Source organism: Streptomyces sp. NPDC001480 (genome assembly GCF_042894725.1).
GTDB lineage: Bacteria > Actinomycetota > Actinomycetes > Streptomycetales > Streptomycetaceae > Streptomyces.
The window spans coordinates 15,891-32,630 of the sequence record NZ_JBIAVX010000005.1 but is presented as its reverse complement, the minus strand read 5'-3'; the positions used below and the strand labels follow the sequence as shown (position 1 = coordinate 32,630).

Genomic DNA, 16,740 nt, shown 5'->3' with positions numbered 1-16,740 from the left:
CGCGGGATCGACACACCGGGCGGACGAGTTTTCGCCGAGACTGGCCCTCGTGAACCGCACCGACCGCCTCTACGCCCTCGTCGAAGAACTCCGCGCCGCCGCCCCGCGCCCACGCAGCGCCCGGGCGCTCGCCCGGCGGTTCGAGGTCAGCGTCCGGACCGTCGAGCGGGATCTCGCCGCGCTCCAGCAGTCCGGGGTGCCGATCCACGCGCAGCCGGGCCGCACCGGGGGATACGTCCTCGACAAGGAGCGCACGCTGCCGCCCCTGACCGTCACCCCGGCCGAGGCGACGGCCCTCGCGGTGGGGATGCACGCCCTCGCCGGAACCCCGTTCGCGGCCGACGCGCGCAGCGCGCTGCACAAGGTGCTCGCCGTGATGCCCGGCCGGGAGCGGGCCGCGGCGGCCGAGATGGCGGAGCGGGTGCAACTGCTCGTACCGGTCGCGCGGCCGGCGCGGGCGGCCGGCCCGGTGGTGCCCGCGCCGCTGCGGGAGGCGCTGTCCGCGCGCCGCGTGCTGCGCCTGGAGTACGCCGACGCCCAGGGCGTCGTCACCGCGCGGGACGTCGAACCGCTCGGCTTCCTCGGCGGTGACGAGCACTGGTACCTGGCGGCCTGGTGCCGGTTGCGCGGCGCGGCGCGCGGTTTCCGCCTGGACCGCATCCGGGCCGTGGCGGCCCTCGACGAGCCGGTGCCGCCCCGCCCGTTCGACCTCGCCCGGCTCGACACCCTGGGCTCGGACCTGCGGCCCCTCGGCGAGCTCGGAATGTGACGGCAATCACCGACAGGACGGTGTCGTCGGCGGGGCGGACGCTGGTGCCCGTTCCGAGCACGTACGACGAAAGGCCACCATGACCGCCACCGGTACTCCCACCCCCACCGACACCCTCACCCCGGCCGCCGCCACCGCCCTCTTCGACCGCTGGACCGCCCTGTGGAACGGCGACTTCACCGACCCGGAGCGCTTCCTCGCCCCCGGCTTCCGCATCCGCTTCGGCAACGACCCGGAACGGGGGGCCGAGACCGACGCGGTGGCGGGCCCGCAGGGCATCGTCGACCTTGTCGCCGCCTTCCGTGACGCGAACCCCGGGCTGCGCTTCACCGTCGACGGCACACCGCTCGCCGACCCCGGGCCCGGCCGGACCGCCTGCGCCTGGTACGTCACGTTTCCCGACGGCACCCAGAAGAGCGGGATCGACCTGCTGGAGGTCGTGGCGGGGCGCATCGCCACCGTCTGGTCGGTGACCGGAGCGCGCCGCTTCGCTGACTGAGCGTCGTTTGTGGGCCGTCTTCCGGGCAACCCGCGCAGAGAACCGGCCTACGGGGCCGACACCACCGGCCTACGGGGCCGACACACCGGAAGGCAGACATGTCCACAGGCTTGATCATTGCTCTGGTCGTGATCGTGGCGGCCGTGGTCGTTGTCGCGGCCGCCCTTGCCCGGCGCGCCCGCGGCGGGAACGGCGGGCGCAACTTGAGGCGGCGCTTCGGGCCCGAGTACGACCACGTGCTCGCCCGGCACGACGGCGACACCAAGGCCGCCGACCGCGAGCTGACCGAGCGGCTGGAACGGCACGGCGGACTGCGCGAGCGGCCGCTGGAGCCCGCGGAACGCGAACGGTTCGAGGCCCGCTGGGCGGCGGCCCAGGAGCACTTCGTCGACTCGCCGCGCGAGGCGGTGGCCGAGGTCGACCGGCTCATCGCCGACGTGGCCGGCGCGCGCGGCTTCCCGGACGGCGGGCAGTACGAGGAGCAGCTCGCCGCGCTGTCCGTGCACCACGCCGGGAACGTGCAGGGTTACCGGCGCGTGCACCGCGCCGCCGCCACGACCGGCACCGCCGGGGACGGGTCCGGCGCCGACACCGAGGAGCTGCGCGCGGCGATGCTGGAGGCGCGGGACCTGTTCGCGGACCTGACGCGTTCCGACCAGCGAGCGCCGGTCTCCCACAAGGCACAGCGCTCCCACCGGCCGCACCTGTTCCAGCGGCACCAGGTCGCGGGGCGGTGACACGGATGACCGACATGACCCGACCCGACAAGACACCGCCGACCGAGCCGTCGGCGACCGAGGGGCGAAGGGCTGTGACACCCGTGACTCCTGTGACCCCTGAGACGCCTGCGACAACAGGCACCACCGGCACCACCGACAGCACGGGCACCACCGGCTCCACCGGAGCACGGGGAGCCGCGACGCCCGCGAGGCCCGCGGCGACCGCCGCCTCCGCTTCGTCGCTCGTCCCCCACGAGGAGACAGACAAGCTCGGGCTGCGGCTGCAACAGGTGGTCTCCGGGTTCGTCGACGAACCCCGGGACGCCGTGGCGGAGGCGGACCGGGTGGTGGAGGAGATCGCCGCCCGCTTCACGGAGGCGGTCACCCAGCGTCGGCGCACCCTGCGCAGGTCCTGGCAGTCCGCCGACGACAAGCCCGGCTCGACGGCCGACACCGAACAACTCCGGCTGGCCCTGCGGGACTACCGGGAACTGGCGGAGCGGCTGCTACACCTGTGACCCGTCAATGACCCCCGGTGCGGTATCCGCACCACCTGCCGCCGCCCGGCGCTCCCGCCACTCACGTACGACCTCCTCGACGTCGTACGGCTTCATACCCAGCGGGGGGCCGGGCGGCGGCTTGAACATCATGTCGCGGAGCTTGACGTTCACGTCATCGATGATCTTCCGCGCGATCCGCTCCGAGGGCGCCGCGTACGCCGCCGTGAGGGCGTCCTCGGCCTCCTTGCGCAGGGCCAGGGCCGGCGGCAGGAACGCCAGGCCCTCGCGGGCCATCTTGCGCTTCACCCACCACAGTTCGTCGTAAGGGGTCTCGAGGTCCCTCGGCAGCGGCTTGCCCGCGCCGGGCAGATGGTCGAACTCGCCGCGCCCCTCGGCATCATGGATCTGCTTGTCGACCCAGGACTCGAACGACACCCCGGGTGGCTTTCGCTCGGTCATGAGGCCATTGTGCCGGACGCGGCCCGGCCGGGCGTTTTATCATGCGGCGGCGGAGCGCCAATCCGGCCGCCGTACCAGCACAGTCCAGGGGGAACGCACGTGCTCGAACTCACGATGGCCACCGTCTCCGCGGCGGAAGAGGGCGCCACGGCCGGCATGACGATGGCCGACGCGCCCAGCGAACCGGGCGCCGTGCTGCGGGTGGGCCGGGACGCGGCCGTGTGCCGTCTGGTGACGCCCGAGGACTGGCTGTTCGTCTCCCGGGTCCACCTGGAGTTCCTGTGCGGACCGGACGGCGGCTGGCAGGTGTCCTGGTTGCGCGGCTCGCAGGCCGACCCGTCGGCCGAGGTACGGCTGACCGTCGGCGAGTACGCGCAGACCATCGCCTACGGCGGCACCGTACGGCTGCCCCGGGGCGGCTCCGGCGAGATCATCGTCCAGGACCGCACCGAGCCGCGCAGCGTGAACGTGGGCTTCTACCTCGAGGCGTAGGGCCGTCCGCTAGGCGAGCACCCGGGCCAGGGCGAAGCCGTCGTAGCCCTTGCTGCCCACCGTCTGGATGGCCGTGCCGCTCAGTCGTGGGTGGGCGGCGATCATCTCGATCGCGGCCCGGGTGCCGCGTACCTCCGGTTCGATGCTCTCGGCGTCCACGACCCGGCCGCCGCGTACGACGTTGTCGACGATGATCAGGCTGCCCGCGCGGGTGAGCCGCAGCGCCCACTCGACGTAGTGGGCGTTGTTGGCCTTGTCGGCGTCGATGAAGACCAGGTCGAAGGGGGCGGGGTTCTCGTCGGCCAGCTTGGGCAGCGACTCCAGGGCCGGGCCCACTCGTACCTCGACGATCTTGTCCAGGCCCGCGCGGGCGATGTTGCGGGTGGCTACTTCGGCGTGCTTGGCGCTGTACTCGAGCGAGACGAGGCGGCCGTCGGCCGGGAGGGCGCGGCCCAGCCAGATGGTGCTGTAGCCGCCGAGCGTGCCGATCTCGAGGATGGTGCGGGCGTCCTGGATCTGGGCGAGGAGGTGGAGCAGCTTGCCCTGGCTCGCGGTGACGTTGACGTGCGGGAGCTGGGCCGCCTCGCTGTCGCGCAGCGCCGCCTGAAGCGCCTCGTCGTCGGGCGAGAGGTGGCTGGTGAAGTAGAAGTCGACGTCGTCCCAGAGCTGCGACCCGCTCATGCGTCCACTGCCTTTCCGTGTCCGGTACTTGCCGAATACCCCGGCGGCACCATACGCATCCGGCGGACGCGGATCACCTGCTTACCCGGCGTGTCCCGTTCAAGCCGCTGGAGGCTCCGCCCGGCGCGGTCCCCTCTCAGCCCGTCCGGTGTTCCCCGCCGAGGCGGTCCGGCCGCTGGGGGCTCCGCCCCCAGACCCCCGGCCTGTGCCCACCCACCACCCGTGCGGGTGGGCTGGAAGGCGCGGCCCTCGATTTGCAGGCCGTCCGGCGTTTGAGGACGACGCCGTTCAGGCCGACGGGGTCCGGGGCGGAGCCCCGGCGGGATCGAAGGGGCGGAGCCCCTGGGGACGGGAAGGGTAGGGGCGGCGGGGGCGAGGAACCCGATGTCGCGGGCCCGCCCCACGGCCCCGCCCACCCGCCGGACGGCAAACGTCAGCGCTGCTCCACCGCCGGCGCGGACCCCGGCAGCGGCCGCCCCGCGGACTCCGTCATGCGCCATACCGCGAACCCGCCGACGACGGCCGCGGCCATCATGTAGTACGCGGGCATCATCATGTTCCCGGTCGCCCCGATCAGCGCCGTGACCACCAGCGGAGTCGTGCCGCCGAAGAGGGAGACGGACACGTTGAAGCCGATCGACAGGGAGCCGTAGCGAACCCGGGTCGGGAAGAGGGCGGGCAGCGCGGCGGGCATGGCCGCGGTGAAGCAGACCAGCAGGAGACCCAGCGCCCCCATGCCGAGCGCGACCGCGAGCAGGCTGCCCTGGCGGATCAGGAGCAGGGCGGGGATGGAGAGGAGGAGGAACCCCGCGCAGCCCACGGCGATGACCGGCCGGCGGCCCACACGGTCGGACAGGGCGCCCGCGAAGGGCTGGACGATCATCATCAGGGTCATCACGCCGAGGACGACGAGCAGGCCGTGCGTCTCGTCGTACTTCAGCTCACTGGTGAGGTAGCTCGGCATGTACGACAGCAGCATGTAGTCCGTGACGTTGAAGACCAGCACCAGGCCCATGCACAGCAGCAGCGCCTTCCACTGCCCCGCGACCATCTCCCGCAGCGGAACCTTCGGACGGTTCGTCTCGGCCTTCTCGACCTCCGCGGCGAACGCCGGCGTCTCCTCCAGCCGCATCCGCAGGTACAGGCCGATGATGCCCATCGGGCCGGCGATCAGGAACGGGACCCGCCAGCCCCAGGTCAGCAGGTCGTGCGAGGACAGGAGTGCCGTCATCAGGGTGACCAGGCCCGCGCCGCCGATGTAGCCCGCCAGCGTGCCGAACTCCAGCCAGCTGCCGAAGAAGCCGCGCTTCTTGTCCGGCGCGTACTCGGCGATGAAGGTGGACGCGCCCGCGTACTCGCCGCCGGTGGAGAAGCCCTGCACCAGGCGGGCGGCCAGCAACAGCAGGGGCGCGCCCACGCCGATCGACGCGTACGACGGGATCAGGCCGATCGCGAAGGTGCCCACCGCCATCATGATCATGGTGACCGCGAGGACCTTCTGGCGGCCCACACGGTCGCCGAGCGGGCCGAAGACCAGGCCGCCGAGCGGACGGACCAGGAAGGCCGCGGCGAAGGCGCCGAAGGTGGACAGGAGCTGGGCGGTCGGGTTCCCGGAGGGGAAGAAGACCTTGCCGAGCGTCACCGCGATGTAGCTGTAGACGCCGAAGTCGAACCACTCCATGGCGTTGCCCAGCGCGGCGGCCTTCACGGCACGCTTGACCAGCGCCGGTTCGGTGACGGTGACCCGGGCGGCGGGGGACTTCGCGGAGGCGGGGGACTTCAGTGAGGCGGACACGGGGGCGGCTGTGGCACTCGCCAAGGTTTCGCTCGCCTGCCTTTCGACGGGGACAGATACGCGGTCCGCACGTCGGCGGGCGGGCCGAAAACGACCATAGGGTGACTTGTGCCGTTTACGGGTCGCACGCGTTTCGATGCAGGGTGCAACTAAATACCCCGTGTACAGGCACGTCTGCCGAACCGCGTGCCCGACCCAGGCCGTCACACTGTGATCCTTCTCGCGCCCCGACCGCGCAACCGCACCCCTGGGACCCCCGGGGGAGGCAGGAGCCGGGCATGGGGGTGCTCCTGCCTCCCCGGGCCGGGCCGGCGGCGCCGGGAGCCGTCGGCCCGAGCATGGGGAGACCTGTGCGCGTTCGGTGCCGGGTTCAGGCCGTGGTGACGCGGAGCTCCTTCACCCCGTTGATCCAGGCGGAGCGCAGGCGGCGGGGCTCGGCGGCCAGGCGGAGATCCGGCATCGTGTCCGCCACCGCGTTGAAGATCAGGTCTATCTCCAGGACCGCCAGCGACTTGCCCAGGCAGTAGTGGGGGCCCCCGCCGCCGAAGCCGAGGTGGGGGTTGGGGTCGCGGGTGATGTCGAAGGCGTCGGGGTCGGTGAACACCTCGGGGTCGTGGTTGGCGGAGGCGTAGAACAGGCCGACGCGGTCGCCCTTCCTGATGCGCTTGCCGCCGAGCTCCGTGTCCTGCGTGGCCGTGCGCTGGAAGGAGTTGACCGGGGTGGCCCAGCGGACGATCTCCTCGGCGGCGGTCGACGGGCGCTCGCGCTTGTAGCGGTCCCACTGCTCCGGGTGGGTGAGGAAGGCGTGCATGCCGTGGGTGATGGCGTTGCGGGTGGTCTCGTTGCCCGCCACCGCCAGCATCAGCACGAAGAAGCCGAACTCGTCCGAGTTGAGGTTGCCCTCGTCCTCCGCCGCCACCAGCGTGGTCACGATGTCGTGGGCCGGGCACCGCTTGCGGTCGGCGGCCATGTTCATCGCGTACGCGATCAGCTCGGTGGCCGATTCCTGGCCGGTCTCCTTGGTGATCGCGTACTCCGGGTCGTCGTACGAGATCATCCTGTTCGACCAGTCGAAGATCTTCGCCCGGTCGTCCTGCGGGATGCCGATCAGCTCGGCGATGGCCTGCAACGGCAGCTCGCAGGCCACCTGGGTGACGAAGTCGAAGGGCCCGCAGCGGTCACGGGCCGACTCGGTGATCGCCCGGGCCCGGGCGCGCAGCCGGTCCTCCAGGGCGCGGATGGAACGCGGGGTGAAGCCGCGCTGGACGATCTGGCGGACCCGGGTGTGCTCGGGCGGGTCCATGTTCAGCAGGATCAGGCGCTGCGCGTCGATCGCGTCCCGCTCCATGTCCTGGGTGAACCGGATGATCGCCGTGTTGAGGTAGGAGGAGAAGATCTCCGGGTGCGTGGAGACGTACTTGACGTCCGCGTGCCGGGTCACGGCCCAGTAGCCGTCGTCCGCGAACCCGGCCAGACCGTGCGGCTGCGGGATCCAGCGGACCGGTTCGGCCTGCCGCAACTCGGCGAACTCCGGGAGCGGGACGCGGTGGTGCAGCAGGTCGGGGTCGGTGAGGTCGAACCCGTCGGGCAGCGCGGGACAGGGCATGGGCGACTCACTCCCACCATTCTGACGGTCCATCAGATACTCGGGTTTCGGTGAAGGTAATAACGGGTTCTACAAGTAGCAAGGGGCATGGCGACCCCAATTACGTGCACTCCCCTTGCGATTGGGGACCCCTGTCCGCAGACTGCACACAGAACTAGAACGCGTACTAGTTCTGCGTGGCGGGTGGCCGGGACGCCCGCGCCACGCGGGTTACCGGGCCTGTCCGCCGGACAGGCCCTAGGGAGAGGACGCACCCCCATGGCCTCGGAGCCCGTGATCGTCGAAGCCGTACGCACGCCCATCGGCAAGCGCGGCGGCGCGCTCGCAAACCTCCACCCCGCCTATCTCCTGGGCGAGACCTACCGCGAGCTCCTCGGCCGCACCGGCATCCCCGCCGACGCCGTCGAGCAGGTCGTCGGCGGCACGGTCACCCACGCCGGCGAACAGTCCATGAACCCCGCCCGCACGGCCTGGCTGACCATGGGGCTGCCGTACGAGACCGCAGCGACGACCGTCGACTGCCAGTGCGGGTCCTCGCAGCAGGCGAGCCACATGGTCGCCAACATGGTCGCGGCCGGGGTCATCGACGTGGGGATCAGCTGCGGCGTCGAGGCCATGTCCCGCGTGCCGCTCGGCTCCGGATCCAAGCACGGGCCCGGCAAGCCCTTCCCCGACGAGTGGAACGTCGACCTGCCGAACCAGTTCGAGGCCGCCGAACGCATCGCCCGCCACCGTGGGCTCCGCCGGCAGGACGTCGACCTCCTCGGCCTGCGCTCACAGGAACGCGCCGCCGTCGCCTGGTCCGAGGAGCGCTTCAAACGGGAGACGTTCGCCGTCCAGGTCCCGACCACCGAGGAGGAGCAGCGCGCCGGGCAGGGCATGTGGCGCCTGGTCGACAAGGACGAGGGCCTGCGCGACACCTCCATGGAGGCGCTGGCCCGGCTGAAGCCCGTCATGCCGACGGCCGTGCACACGGCGGGCAACTCCTCACAGATCTCGGACGGCGCCGCCGCCATCATGTGGGCCTCGAAGCGGATGGCCCGCGCCCTGAAGCTCAAGCCCCGCGCGCGGATCGTCGCCCAGGCCCTCGTCGGCGCCGACCCGCACTTCCACCTCGACGGCCCCATCGACGCCACGCGTACGGTACTGGGCAAGGCCGGCATGTCCCTGAAGGACATCGACCTCGTCGAGATCAACGAGGCGTTCGCCTCAGTGGTGTTGAGCTGGGCCCAGGTCTTCGAGCAGGACCTCGACAAGGTCAACGTCAACGGCGGCGCGATCGCCCTCGGACACCCGGTCGGCGCGACCGGAGCCCGGCTCATCACCACGGCCCTGCACGAACTGGAGCGAGCAGACAAGGAGTTCGCGCTGGTGACCATGTGCGCCGGGGGTGGGCTGGCCACCGGGACGATCATCCAGCGGCTGTAGACCTCTCGGGTGCCGGGGCGGGCACCGGTCACCGGCCCCGCTCGCCCCGGCACCCATAACGGTTCATACGGCCCGCTGTCGAACGTCTGCCTCACTCGACCGGTTTCCCGGACATCCCCGCCAACCCGCCGCTATCGTCACCGGAAAGGTACGGCAGTCGGGGGAACAGGCATGGCACGGCGAACGGACACACCCGGCTGCGGATGCGGTGGCTGCTTCGGACTCCTCTTCGGCTGGCCGATGGTCGGCTACGTCCTGCTGCTGCCGATCACCCTGCCCGCGCTGCTCGCCGACCAGAAGCACGGGCCGCGCACCACGACGCCCGCCCAGGACGTCGTCCTGTGGCTGGTGTCCGCGCTGGTGGTGCTCGCCCTCGCCTGGGCCGCCCAGGGGCGCCGCCGTCCGAAGCCGCCGTTGCTGCTGCCGCACGCCGCCCTGTTCGCCGGCTCCGCCGGCCTGGCGGTCTGGGCCGCCATGGGGGTCAACCGGTCGATCACCGCGAAGCTCCGGGCCCACCCCACGGGGGCCTCCGGCTCACCCACCGAGCTGCCGTGGTCGTTCACCGCCATGCTGGAGACGATGGCCGCGGCGGTCGCCGTGGCGATCACCTTCTACGCCATCCGCCGGTGGTGCCGGCCCGACGAGCCGCCGCTGCGGGTGGTGATTCCCGGCTCCCTGCGGGAGGAGCGGCTCCCGCGGGCGGGGGAGATCTGGCTGGCCGACGTCCCCCTGCGTGAGGACGACAGCCAGACACTCCAGCACTACTGCGTGGTCGTGCGGAACCACCCCTCGTACGCCGAGGTCATGCAGATCACCAGCAAGGACAAGACCGGTCGGCGGGACTTCATCCCGATCCCCAACGACGGCTGGGACTACACGGAGTACGGGCACTGGCTGGACGTCGTGCTGCCGCCCCGGCGCGTTCCCTACGACGGCTTCCTGAAGTCCACTCCGCAGGGCGACTGCCCGGAGGAGACCTGGCAGGCCATCACCCAGATCATGACCAGTCGGCGGAGGTGAGGCCTGACAGGAACGCGGAGAAGACGGCGGGTTCGAAGGTGAGGGTCGGGCCTGTGGTGTTCTTGGAGTCGCGAATGGCTACGGCGGCCTCTTGGAGTTCGGCGACTTCCACGCAGTTGCCGCCTTGGTCGCCGCTGTAGCTGGACTTACGCCACACCGTGTTGTTCTCCATAGCGTTCCTCCATCACACACCGGATCAACTCCGCCGAGTCCCGGAGGGACAAAGCGGCGGCTTGGAGATGATCGTAACGGAGCGAGCAGTCCTTGACGGTGGCTCGGTTTGCCGTCGGATACGCACTGTTGTAGCCCTCCGTGTACACGATGGCCGGGTCACTCTCGAAGCGGTAGAGGTCGAACGAGCCTTGCAGGCCCGCGTGCGCCCCGACCGAGTACGGCAGCACCTGGACATTGATCCGGGGGTTCTCCTCGAATCCCAACAGATGGCCCAGTTGGGCGCGCATGACCTGGGGACCGCCCATCTGCTGGTGCAGCGCCGCCTCGCTGAGGATCGCCCAGAACACCGGCGGCTCCTCCTTCTCGAAGATGCGCTGGCGGGCCAGTCGTACGGCGGTGCGGTCGTCGAGGTCGGTGTCGTCCAAGGCGCCGAGCACGGCACGCGCGTACGCCTCGGTCTGGAGGAGGCCGTGCACCATGTGTGTCTCGAAGGAGCAGATTTCCACGGCCCGGGACTGTAACTCCGCCACCTGCCTGAACCAGGCGGGGAGTTGGTTTCGCAGCACCAGCTCGACCAGCCGGGACAGCAGCCCGTCGGAGCCCAGTGCCGCGTCCGCGCGCTCGCTGAACTCCAGTGTCGGAACTTTCCTCGCTGTCTCGATCTGCCCGACGAGGGACCCCGTGTAGTTGACGATGTCCCCGAGCTGCCGCTGCGTGAGCCCCGCCGCCTCCCGAAGCCGCCGCAGCTCGAAGCCGTAGTAGTCGAGCGGCGACGCACCAGGGTCGAGGATGTTGACATGAGTCACGCACGATCCCCTCTCGCGCAACCGGGCCCACTGCGGAACCCGTTGTGTCCGTCCCGTAGCTAAAAGTAGTCGCGCGAGGTCATCCTCGTCCCGTGAACGACTACTTTCCCCCCACCCTGGTGGGCCTGGGCCCCCGCCCGGCCCAGTACCGCATGAGCCTCACCGTCGGCGAGCACTCGGCCGGGCACATCCGCCGGATCGTCGGATCGTGCCTGGACGAGTGGGAGTTGGCCGGGCTGACGGACGCCGTGCAGCTGGCCGTGACCGAGCTGGTCGCCAACGTCGTACGGCACGTCCCGGACCGCCGCTGCGAGCTGGCGCTGCGGAGGCAGGCGGCGGGAGTGCGGGTGGAGGTGACCGACGGATGCCCCCGACTGCCGTGCGTCCCGCACCGGTTGTCACCGGAGGCGGAGCACGGCCGCGGGCTGCTGCTGCTCGACGCCGTGGTGGGGAAGTGGGGGGTGGAGCCCGTGAGCGGGGGCGGGAAGACGGTCTGGTTCGAGTGCGACGCCTAGACCGTGTGCTGTGCTGTCGTCACTGGAGGCTGGTCCGGTACTCGTGGGCGGGGTCGGCCCGGCAGACGAAGACGTCGAGGTGACCTCCCCGGCCTACCAGCACCTGGGTGGGGATGTTCACATCGTGCGTGCCGACGAGTGGCAGGTCTTCGAGCGGGGTCCAACTGCTGCGGACGCCGCCCCACTCCGCGGAGGCGATGGTCAGCAGCAGCCGCATGGGGCTGCCGCACGAGCAGAGGAGTTGTCGCGGGCCGGTGACACCCCATGCCGCGAAACCGCCCGCCTTCCAGCCGGGGGCGATGGAGAAATCCGCGTCGTAGGAAAGGGGTTCGGCTTCGTCCTCGTCTTCCTCGCCGGCCTCCTCCCACAGAGTCTCTTCCCACTCCTCGATACGCTGCCGCAGGCCTTCGGGCAGCAGCTCGGCCCACTGGTGCTCGGTGACCTGTTCCGGGGCGAGCGTGCAGGGTTCCGGTACGTAGCCTTCGTCGCCGACCACTGCGGGGAGCGGGGGGTCGGCCTGGGCATCGCCGGCTTCGGCCGCTGCGCGCCACACCAGGTGGACGCCCGGCCCGGGCGGCGAGCCGTGCGCCTCGAACGGGCACCACAGCACTTGCAGCACATCGCGCCCTTCGGGTGCCCCGAGTCCCGGCACGTCCTTGGCGAACAGCTGAGCCACCGGGAGCAGGGGAACGGGGTCGGTGTCGCCGAGGCCGGGCTCGTGGTGCGTGCGGCGGAGCGCCGTCAGCACGTCCCGCTCTTCATCTGTGGGCCCGGAGCCGCCCCGGGCCCAGGCCTGCGCGAGCAGGCGGCGCTCTTCGCGGACGTCCTGGATGCGCCTGCCCGTGTGCCGCGGGTGAGGCTCCCGGCAGGTCGGCCACGGCTCGTCGGCGGGCCACAGGAACGGGCCGCCCACGGAGCTCTGGACGGGCGTGGGCGCTCCGGGGCGTGGGTGCAGCCGGGTGCAGGTCTCCCGGTGGCCGACGAGTTCGGGGAACTCGGCCTCGATGTCCAGTGGGCGGGGCGGAGTGGTACGGGTCATGGTCATCCTTGGTATCCGGGAATCGCGGTCCGCACTCCCGAAGCGGGGTTTTCCAGCACCTTTTTCAAAGAGAACCCTCGGTTTCCGTATGCGGAGATCTCCAGCCTGAGCGGTATGGGGTTCGCTCCTTCATAAATGGGCTTCACCGAGTACTGAACGATCTCGTCACCCTTCACCGCATCATAGACTTGCTTCTCAATCCCCTTCATGACCGGCGTGTTCACCGGATTCTGGGTCAGCGTGACCAGGTTCTGGCGAGCATAGGGGCCCTTGCCGGGGCCGCCCAGGATGTTCGCGAGCAGATGGCCGCGGGCTTCGTTGAAGGCCGGCCCGTTGCCCCGCCAGCCCGGAGTCGTCGTGGTACCCGCCTCGGTCCCGGTGTTCAGCATCTCCTTGCGAAGCGAGGCGAAGACGCCTGTTGGGCGGTCCAGATCGTCGAGCTTGCCGAATCGGACACTGCCGTCCCACTTGTACCGGTCCTGCTTGCAGGCCTTGGGGACCAGCCCGAGGGGATCGCTCCAGGTCTCGGGATTGTGGACGTAGGAGACGGGATTGGGTGACGGTGCCAGGTTGAGCGGATCGGGTGTCGTGAAGCGGGCGGTGTCAGGGTCGTAGTGGCGGTAGAGGTTGTAGTGCAGCCCGGTCTCGGGATCCGCGTACTGACCTGGATAGCGGAGTGGTGTGTAAGCGGTGGCGTTGCGGTTCCAGGTCGTGGTTCCCCATATGGTCGACCTGGTGTGCCAGGCGATTTCGCCGTCCTCGGAGACGAGCTCGGTGGGCTTTCCGACGAGGTCCGTGACGACGGCGAAGAAGCGGGCGTCGATCTCGTCCTGCGAGGAGAGCGCGCCGGCGCGTCGCTCGAACTGGGCGACGGGGTGGTCGTCCTCGTACTCCCAGGTGGTGACGGATCGGGTGCTGGTATCGGACTGCTCGGCCAGATGCGGTCCGTCCCACGTGAACCGGACGGTCTCCAGGAGGGTCAGGCCGTCGGGGGCCGTACGGTGCTTGGCGGTGCGGCGACCCAGCGGGTCGTAGTCGTAGGTCCATGTCGTGCCGTCGGGTGTCGTGCAGGATACGAGGAGGTCTTCGGCGCTCCACTCGTAGTGCCAGGTCTCCGGCTTGCGGGACAGCCGGGGTTTCTGCCGGAGAGTGACCCGGCCCGCGGCGTCGTGCTCGTAACGAACGGCACCTGCGGCGCGTATGCGGGTGCCCGTGTAGGTGCGCGGGCCACGGGCTTCCGGGTGAGGCGCCGTGTCCGGCCAGTGGGCCTTGGTCTGGTTGCCCATCGCGTCGTAGGCGTACGACTCGCTCCAGTTCTCCGCTGTGACGGTGAGGGGGCGTCCGACCGGGTCCGGGATATGCGGCGCCCTTCGCCGGTGAGCCGGTCGGTGACGGCGGTGAGGGCGCCGTCGACGCGGTACGCGTAGGCCCGGTCGCGCAGGGTGCGGTGGCTGCTCGCCAGGCGCTGACCGGCGCGCCGGCCGAGTACGTCCCAAGAGTGACTGAGAGTGACCGGTGAGCAGGGCGGTCCGAAGACGCGGGTGGTCTCCCGGCCCAGGGCGTCGCGGGAGAGGGTGAGTACGTGTCCGGCCAGCGAGAGGGCGGCGGGCAGACCTGCCGGATCGTGTGAGAGATGGGTGACGGCGCCAGTGGGGGTGGTGCGGCTCGTACGGCGGCCCAGGACGTCGTAGGTGTAGCGGGTGGAGTGTCCGTCGACCGTCTCGGACAGGACACGTCCGGCGATGTCGCGTACGAGCGTCAGCGAAGAGGAGGCCGTCGCCGCGGCGGTGAGGTTGCCCGCTGCGTCGTACGTGTACGTAGTGCGCTCGCCGTCGACGTCCTTGGCGAGGACGCGGCCCGCGGCGTCGAGTTCGTGGGTGATGGTCCGGCCGAGCGGTGTCGTGCGGGAGACGAAACGGCCTGCCGCGTCATAGGCATAGGTGAGTGTGCGGCCGTCGAAGTCCGTTTCGGATACGAGGCGTCCTGCCGGATCGTAGTGGTAACCCCACGCCAGCGCTTGCGGGTTGGTGACTCGGGTGAGGCGCAGCTGTGTGTCGTAGGTGAAGGTATGGCGAGCTCCGTCGGGTCCGGTGCGGGCGGTGAGGGTGTCGAACGCGCCGTACTCGAAGCGTGTGACACCGCCCAGCGCGTCCGTGTGAGAGGTGCAGTTGCCCTCGGCGTCGTACGTCCACGACTCGTGGCTCTCGTCAGGACCCGTTGCGCGGATCAGCAGGCCCTTGAGAGACCACTCCATTCTGGTGGCGTTGCCCGCCGCGTCGAGGACGGCGGCCGGCAGACCCATGGCATTGTATGCGTAGGTGGTCACCGAGCCGAGGGGATCGGTGATCGTGGCAGGCAATCCCGCGGCGTTGTAGGTGTAGCGGGTCGTGTGGCCGAGGGCATCGGTCACGGTGCCGAGCAGACCGGCCGAGGTGTAGGAGAAGCGCGTGGTGGCGCCCGTCGGGTCGGTGACCGAGGTGCGGTTGCCGTACTCGTCGTAGTCCTGGCGCCAGACCGCGCCGTCCGGCCCGGTGAGCGCCAACGGGAGGTCCCGGTCGTCGTACTCGGCGACGGTCTTGCCGCCGTCGGGGCGACGGACGGATACCAGCCGTCCCCGCTCGTCGTAGCTGTGGCGTGTGGTGTTGCCCAGCGGGTCGGTGACCGCCACCAGCCGGCCTGCGCTGTCCCACTCCAGGCGCGTGGTGTTACCGAGGGGATCGGTCTCGCGCACGAGCCGGAACGTTTCATTGTGCTCGTACCGGGTGCTGTGACCGAGGGCGTCGGTGACAGTGGTGGTGCGCGTCGTGTCGTCGTAGACGAGTGTTCCCGTCAGGCAGCCGCCGGTGCCTTCCGTCCGTATCACGCGGCCGTGTTCGTCGTAGGTGTAGCCATACGCATTGCCGTTCCTGTCGGTCCACGAGGTGATGCGGCCCTCGGCGTCATAGGTGAAACGCAGCGGTTCGCCCGAGGAGTCACGTATCTCTGTGAGGTGACCCGCCTCGTCGTATCCGTAGGAGGTCAGAACGGTCCCGCGGCTGAGGGCACTTCCGGACTCGATCAAGCGCATGGCCGCGATGCGCGGGAGGTCGGGGTGCCGGTCGAGGGCGACCCGGTATCCGCCGGAGTGGAGGAGTTCCACCGGGGTTCCGTCTTCGTCGTACAGGACGGTGATCCGCTGCCCGTGACGGTTCTCGATCAGCTGCACAGGCAGATCGACCGCCTCGCCCTCGTCGGCGGACCGCGGGGTGTGGAAGACATACGACAGGCCGGTGCCCGGATTGCTGATCCGTAGCGCGCCGTCGACTTCGGCGTCCCACGACATGGGCAGGCGAGGGCCCGTCACCGGAAAGACGGGCTCCTCGGCGTCGGGGGCGAGAGGGGGATACACCAGACGGGCGCCGTCGGGCGCGGCGAAGACGAAACCTTCGTCGTCGGCCTGGATGCGCTGGTCCAGGGTGGACGCCCAGGACGGCCCGAACCACCCGCCCCACCGATAGGACGAGACGTGCGTCCGCTCCACCATCAGAGGCAGGGCACCAGGGAACTCGACGTCGGTCTGTGGCAACAGCATGGCGCCCGTCGCCACATCGACAGGGTCGAGTTTGCACTCCTTCTCCGCAGCCGCGATGCCGGCTTCCAGCTCTTCCGCCTCGCCGGGCCGCAGCTTCAGCCGGGACAGGCCGCCGCCCAGCTTCAGTGCGTCGGCGAGCTTGGCGAGTTCGCTGGGCTTGAGCGCCTTCAGCCCCTTGCCGAGGGCCTTGCCGAGCACCCCGAACCCGACGCCCATCAGCGCGCCCTCGGCCAGGATTCCCGCCAGCTTGTCCGGGTCCCCGAAGGCGGAAGGGTCCTCCAGCATCGTCTGGAAGGCGGTGAACTCCATCCCCTCCTTGGCCATCCGCCCGGCCGCCGCGACGCCCCGGATCTCCTTCAGCGCCTTCAGCGCCCGCTCCACCCCCCGGATGACCTCCATCACCCCACGCACCACGGACCCGAGAGCCGTCCCCTCCTCCTCGATCCGCCCGACCAGCGCGACCACCTTCAGCGCCCGCTCACCGGCCATCAGCGTGGACGCCACCTCCGACGCACCCGCCGTCAGGATGGACAGCGCCAGCCCCGCGATCTCGAACTCCGCGATCTCCGCGAGCATCACACCGATCTCGGACAGCAGCTCATGCGCCTTGTCCGCGAAGTCGTCCAGCGCCTTCGCACCCTCCCGCAGCGAATGCGCCATATCCGTC

16 protein-coding genes and 1 pseudogene are annotated in these 16,740 nt (G+C 70.5%); 8 read left to right on the top strand and 9 right to left on the bottom strand.

Annotation, left to right across the window (positions count from 1 at the left end):
- Positions 1-49: 49 nt before the first annotated feature.
- From ACFY01_RS13080 to ACFY01_RS13065, 4 genes are all read left to right on the top strand, one after another.
- Positions 50-769 carry a helix-turn-helix transcriptional regulator gene (locus ACFY01_RS13080; protein WP_390735789.1) on the top strand — a complete coding sequence of 240 codons (720 nt, stop codon included), beginning with the start codon at positions 50-52 and terminating at the stop codon, positions 767-769.
- 79 nt (positions 770-848) lie between these two features.
- Entirely contained in the window at positions 849-1,268 is a 420-nt protein-coding gene (locus ACFY01_RS13075; RefSeq protein ID WP_390735788.1) for a nuclear transport factor 2 family protein, read from the top strand.
- A gap of 98 nt (positions 1,269-1,366) precedes the next feature.
- Positions 1,367-2,005, top strand: coding sequence for a hypothetical protein (locus tag ACFY01_RS13070; RefSeq protein WP_390735787.1), 639 nt, complete (start codon positions 1,367-1,369; stop codon positions 2,003-2,005).
- Between the two features lie 83 nt (positions 2,006-2,088).
- Positions 2,089-2,505, top strand: a complete 417-nt coding sequence (locus ACFY01_RS13065) for a hypothetical protein (RefSeq protein WP_390735786.1) — start codon at positions 2,089-2,091, stop codon at positions 2,503-2,505.
- On the opposite strand, the gene ACFY01_RS13060 is transcribed toward ACFY01_RS13065, so the two are convergent.
- Positions 2,494-2,946, bottom strand: a complete 453-nt coding sequence (locus ACFY01_RS13060) for a DUF1992 domain-containing protein (protein WP_390735785.1) — start codon at positions 2,944-2,946, stop codon at positions 2,494-2,496. The genes ACFY01_RS13065 and ACFY01_RS13060 overlap by 12 nt on opposite strands.
- A gap of 99 nt (positions 2,947-3,045) precedes the next feature.
- Between ACFY01_RS13060 and ACFY01_RS13055 the strand changes: the two genes are divergently transcribed.
- A complete protein-coding gene (locus ACFY01_RS13055) occupies positions 3,046-3,438 on the top strand; it encodes a hypothetical protein (RefSeq protein ID WP_390735784.1) in 393 nt (130 codons plus the stop codon).
- A gap of 9 nt (positions 3,439-3,447) precedes the next feature.
- On the opposite strand, the gene ACFY01_RS13050 is transcribed toward ACFY01_RS13055, so the two are convergent.
- The 3 genes from ACFY01_RS13050 to ACFY01_RS13040 form a co-directional block, all read right to left on the bottom strand.
- Positions 3,448-4,119 carry an O-methyltransferase gene (locus ACFY01_RS13050; protein WP_390735783.1) on the bottom strand — a complete coding sequence of 224 codons (672 nt, stop codon included), beginning with the start codon at positions 4,117-4,119 and terminating at the stop codon, positions 3,448-3,450.
- A gap of 433 nt (positions 4,120-4,552) precedes the next feature.
- Entirely contained in the window at positions 4,553-5,914 is a 1,362-nt protein-coding gene (proP, locus tag ACFY01_RS13045) for a glycine betaine/L-proline transporter ProP (protein WP_390735782.1), read from the bottom strand.
- Positions 5,915-6,284: 370 nt separating this feature from the next.
- Positions 6,285-7,520, bottom strand: coding sequence for a cytochrome P450 (locus ACFY01_RS13040; protein ID WP_390735781.1), 1,236 nt, complete (start codon positions 7,518-7,520; stop codon positions 6,285-6,287).
- 258 nt (positions 7,521-7,778) lie between these two features.
- On the opposite strand from ACFY01_RS13040, the gene ACFY01_RS13035 reads away from it, so the two are divergent.
- Together ACFY01_RS13035 and ACFY01_RS13030 are read left to right on the top strand one after the other, a co-directional pair.
- The gene (locus ACFY01_RS13035; RefSeq protein WP_390735780.1) at positions 7,779-8,948 is read left to right on the top strand and encodes a steroid 3-ketoacyl-CoA thiolase; all 1,170 of its coding nucleotides are present in this window, start codon (positions 7,779-7,781) and stop codon (positions 8,946-8,948) included.
- A 171-nt stretch (positions 8,949-9,119) separates the two neighbouring features.
- Entirely contained in the window at positions 9,120-9,968 is an 849-nt protein-coding gene (locus tag ACFY01_RS13030; protein ID WP_390735779.1) for a hypothetical protein, read from the top strand.
- Here the strand turns inward: ACFY01_RS13030 and ACFY01_RS13025 are convergent.
- Together ACFY01_RS13025 and ACFY01_RS13020 are read right to left on the bottom strand one after the other, a co-directional pair.
- The gene (locus ACFY01_RS13025; protein ID WP_390735778.1) at positions 9,946-10,140 is read right to left on the bottom strand and encodes a DUF397 domain-containing protein; all 195 of its coding nucleotides are present in this window, start codon (positions 10,138-10,140) and stop codon (positions 9,946-9,948) included. The genes ACFY01_RS13030 and ACFY01_RS13025 overlap by 23 nt on opposite strands.
- Positions 10,115-10,948 (bottom strand): helix-turn-helix domain-containing protein, encoded by an 834-nt coding sequence (locus tag ACFY01_RS13020; protein ID WP_390735777.1) that lies wholly within the window; start codon positions 10,946-10,948, stop codon positions 10,115-10,117. The genes ACFY01_RS13025 and ACFY01_RS13020 overlap by 26 nt, the downstream gene beginning before the upstream one ends.
- Before the next feature lie 92 nt (positions 10,949-11,040).
- Here ACFY01_RS13020 and ACFY01_RS13015 point away from each other — a divergent pair, with 92 nt between their 5' ends.
- Entirely contained in the window at positions 11,041-11,463 is a 423-nt protein-coding gene (locus ACFY01_RS13015; protein WP_390735776.1) for an ATP-binding protein, read from the top strand.
- A gap of 19 nt (positions 11,464-11,482) precedes the next feature.
- Here the strand turns inward: ACFY01_RS13015 and ACFY01_RS13010 are convergent, their stop codons facing one another.
- The 3 genes and pseudogenes from ACFY01_RS13010 to ACFY01_RS13000 form a co-directional block, all read right to left on the bottom strand.
- Positions 11,483-12,502 carry a hypothetical protein gene (locus ACFY01_RS13010; RefSeq protein ID WP_390735775.1) on the bottom strand — a complete coding sequence of 340 codons (1,020 nt, stop codon included), beginning with the start codon at positions 12,500-12,502 and terminating at the stop codon, positions 11,483-11,485.
- Positions 12,503-12,504: 2 nt separating this feature from the next.
- Positions 12,505-13,788, bottom strand: a complete 1,284-nt coding sequence (locus ACFY01_RS13005; protein ID WP_390735774.1) for an RHS repeat-associated core domain-containing protein — start codon at positions 13,786-13,788, stop codon at positions 12,505-12,507.
- Between the two features lie 395 nt (positions 13,789-14,183).
- Positions 14,184-16,073: pseudogene (locus ACFY01_RS13000) on the bottom strand (DUF6531 domain-containing protein); the annotation flags it as partial.
- Positions 16,074-16,740 lie beyond the last annotated feature (667 nt).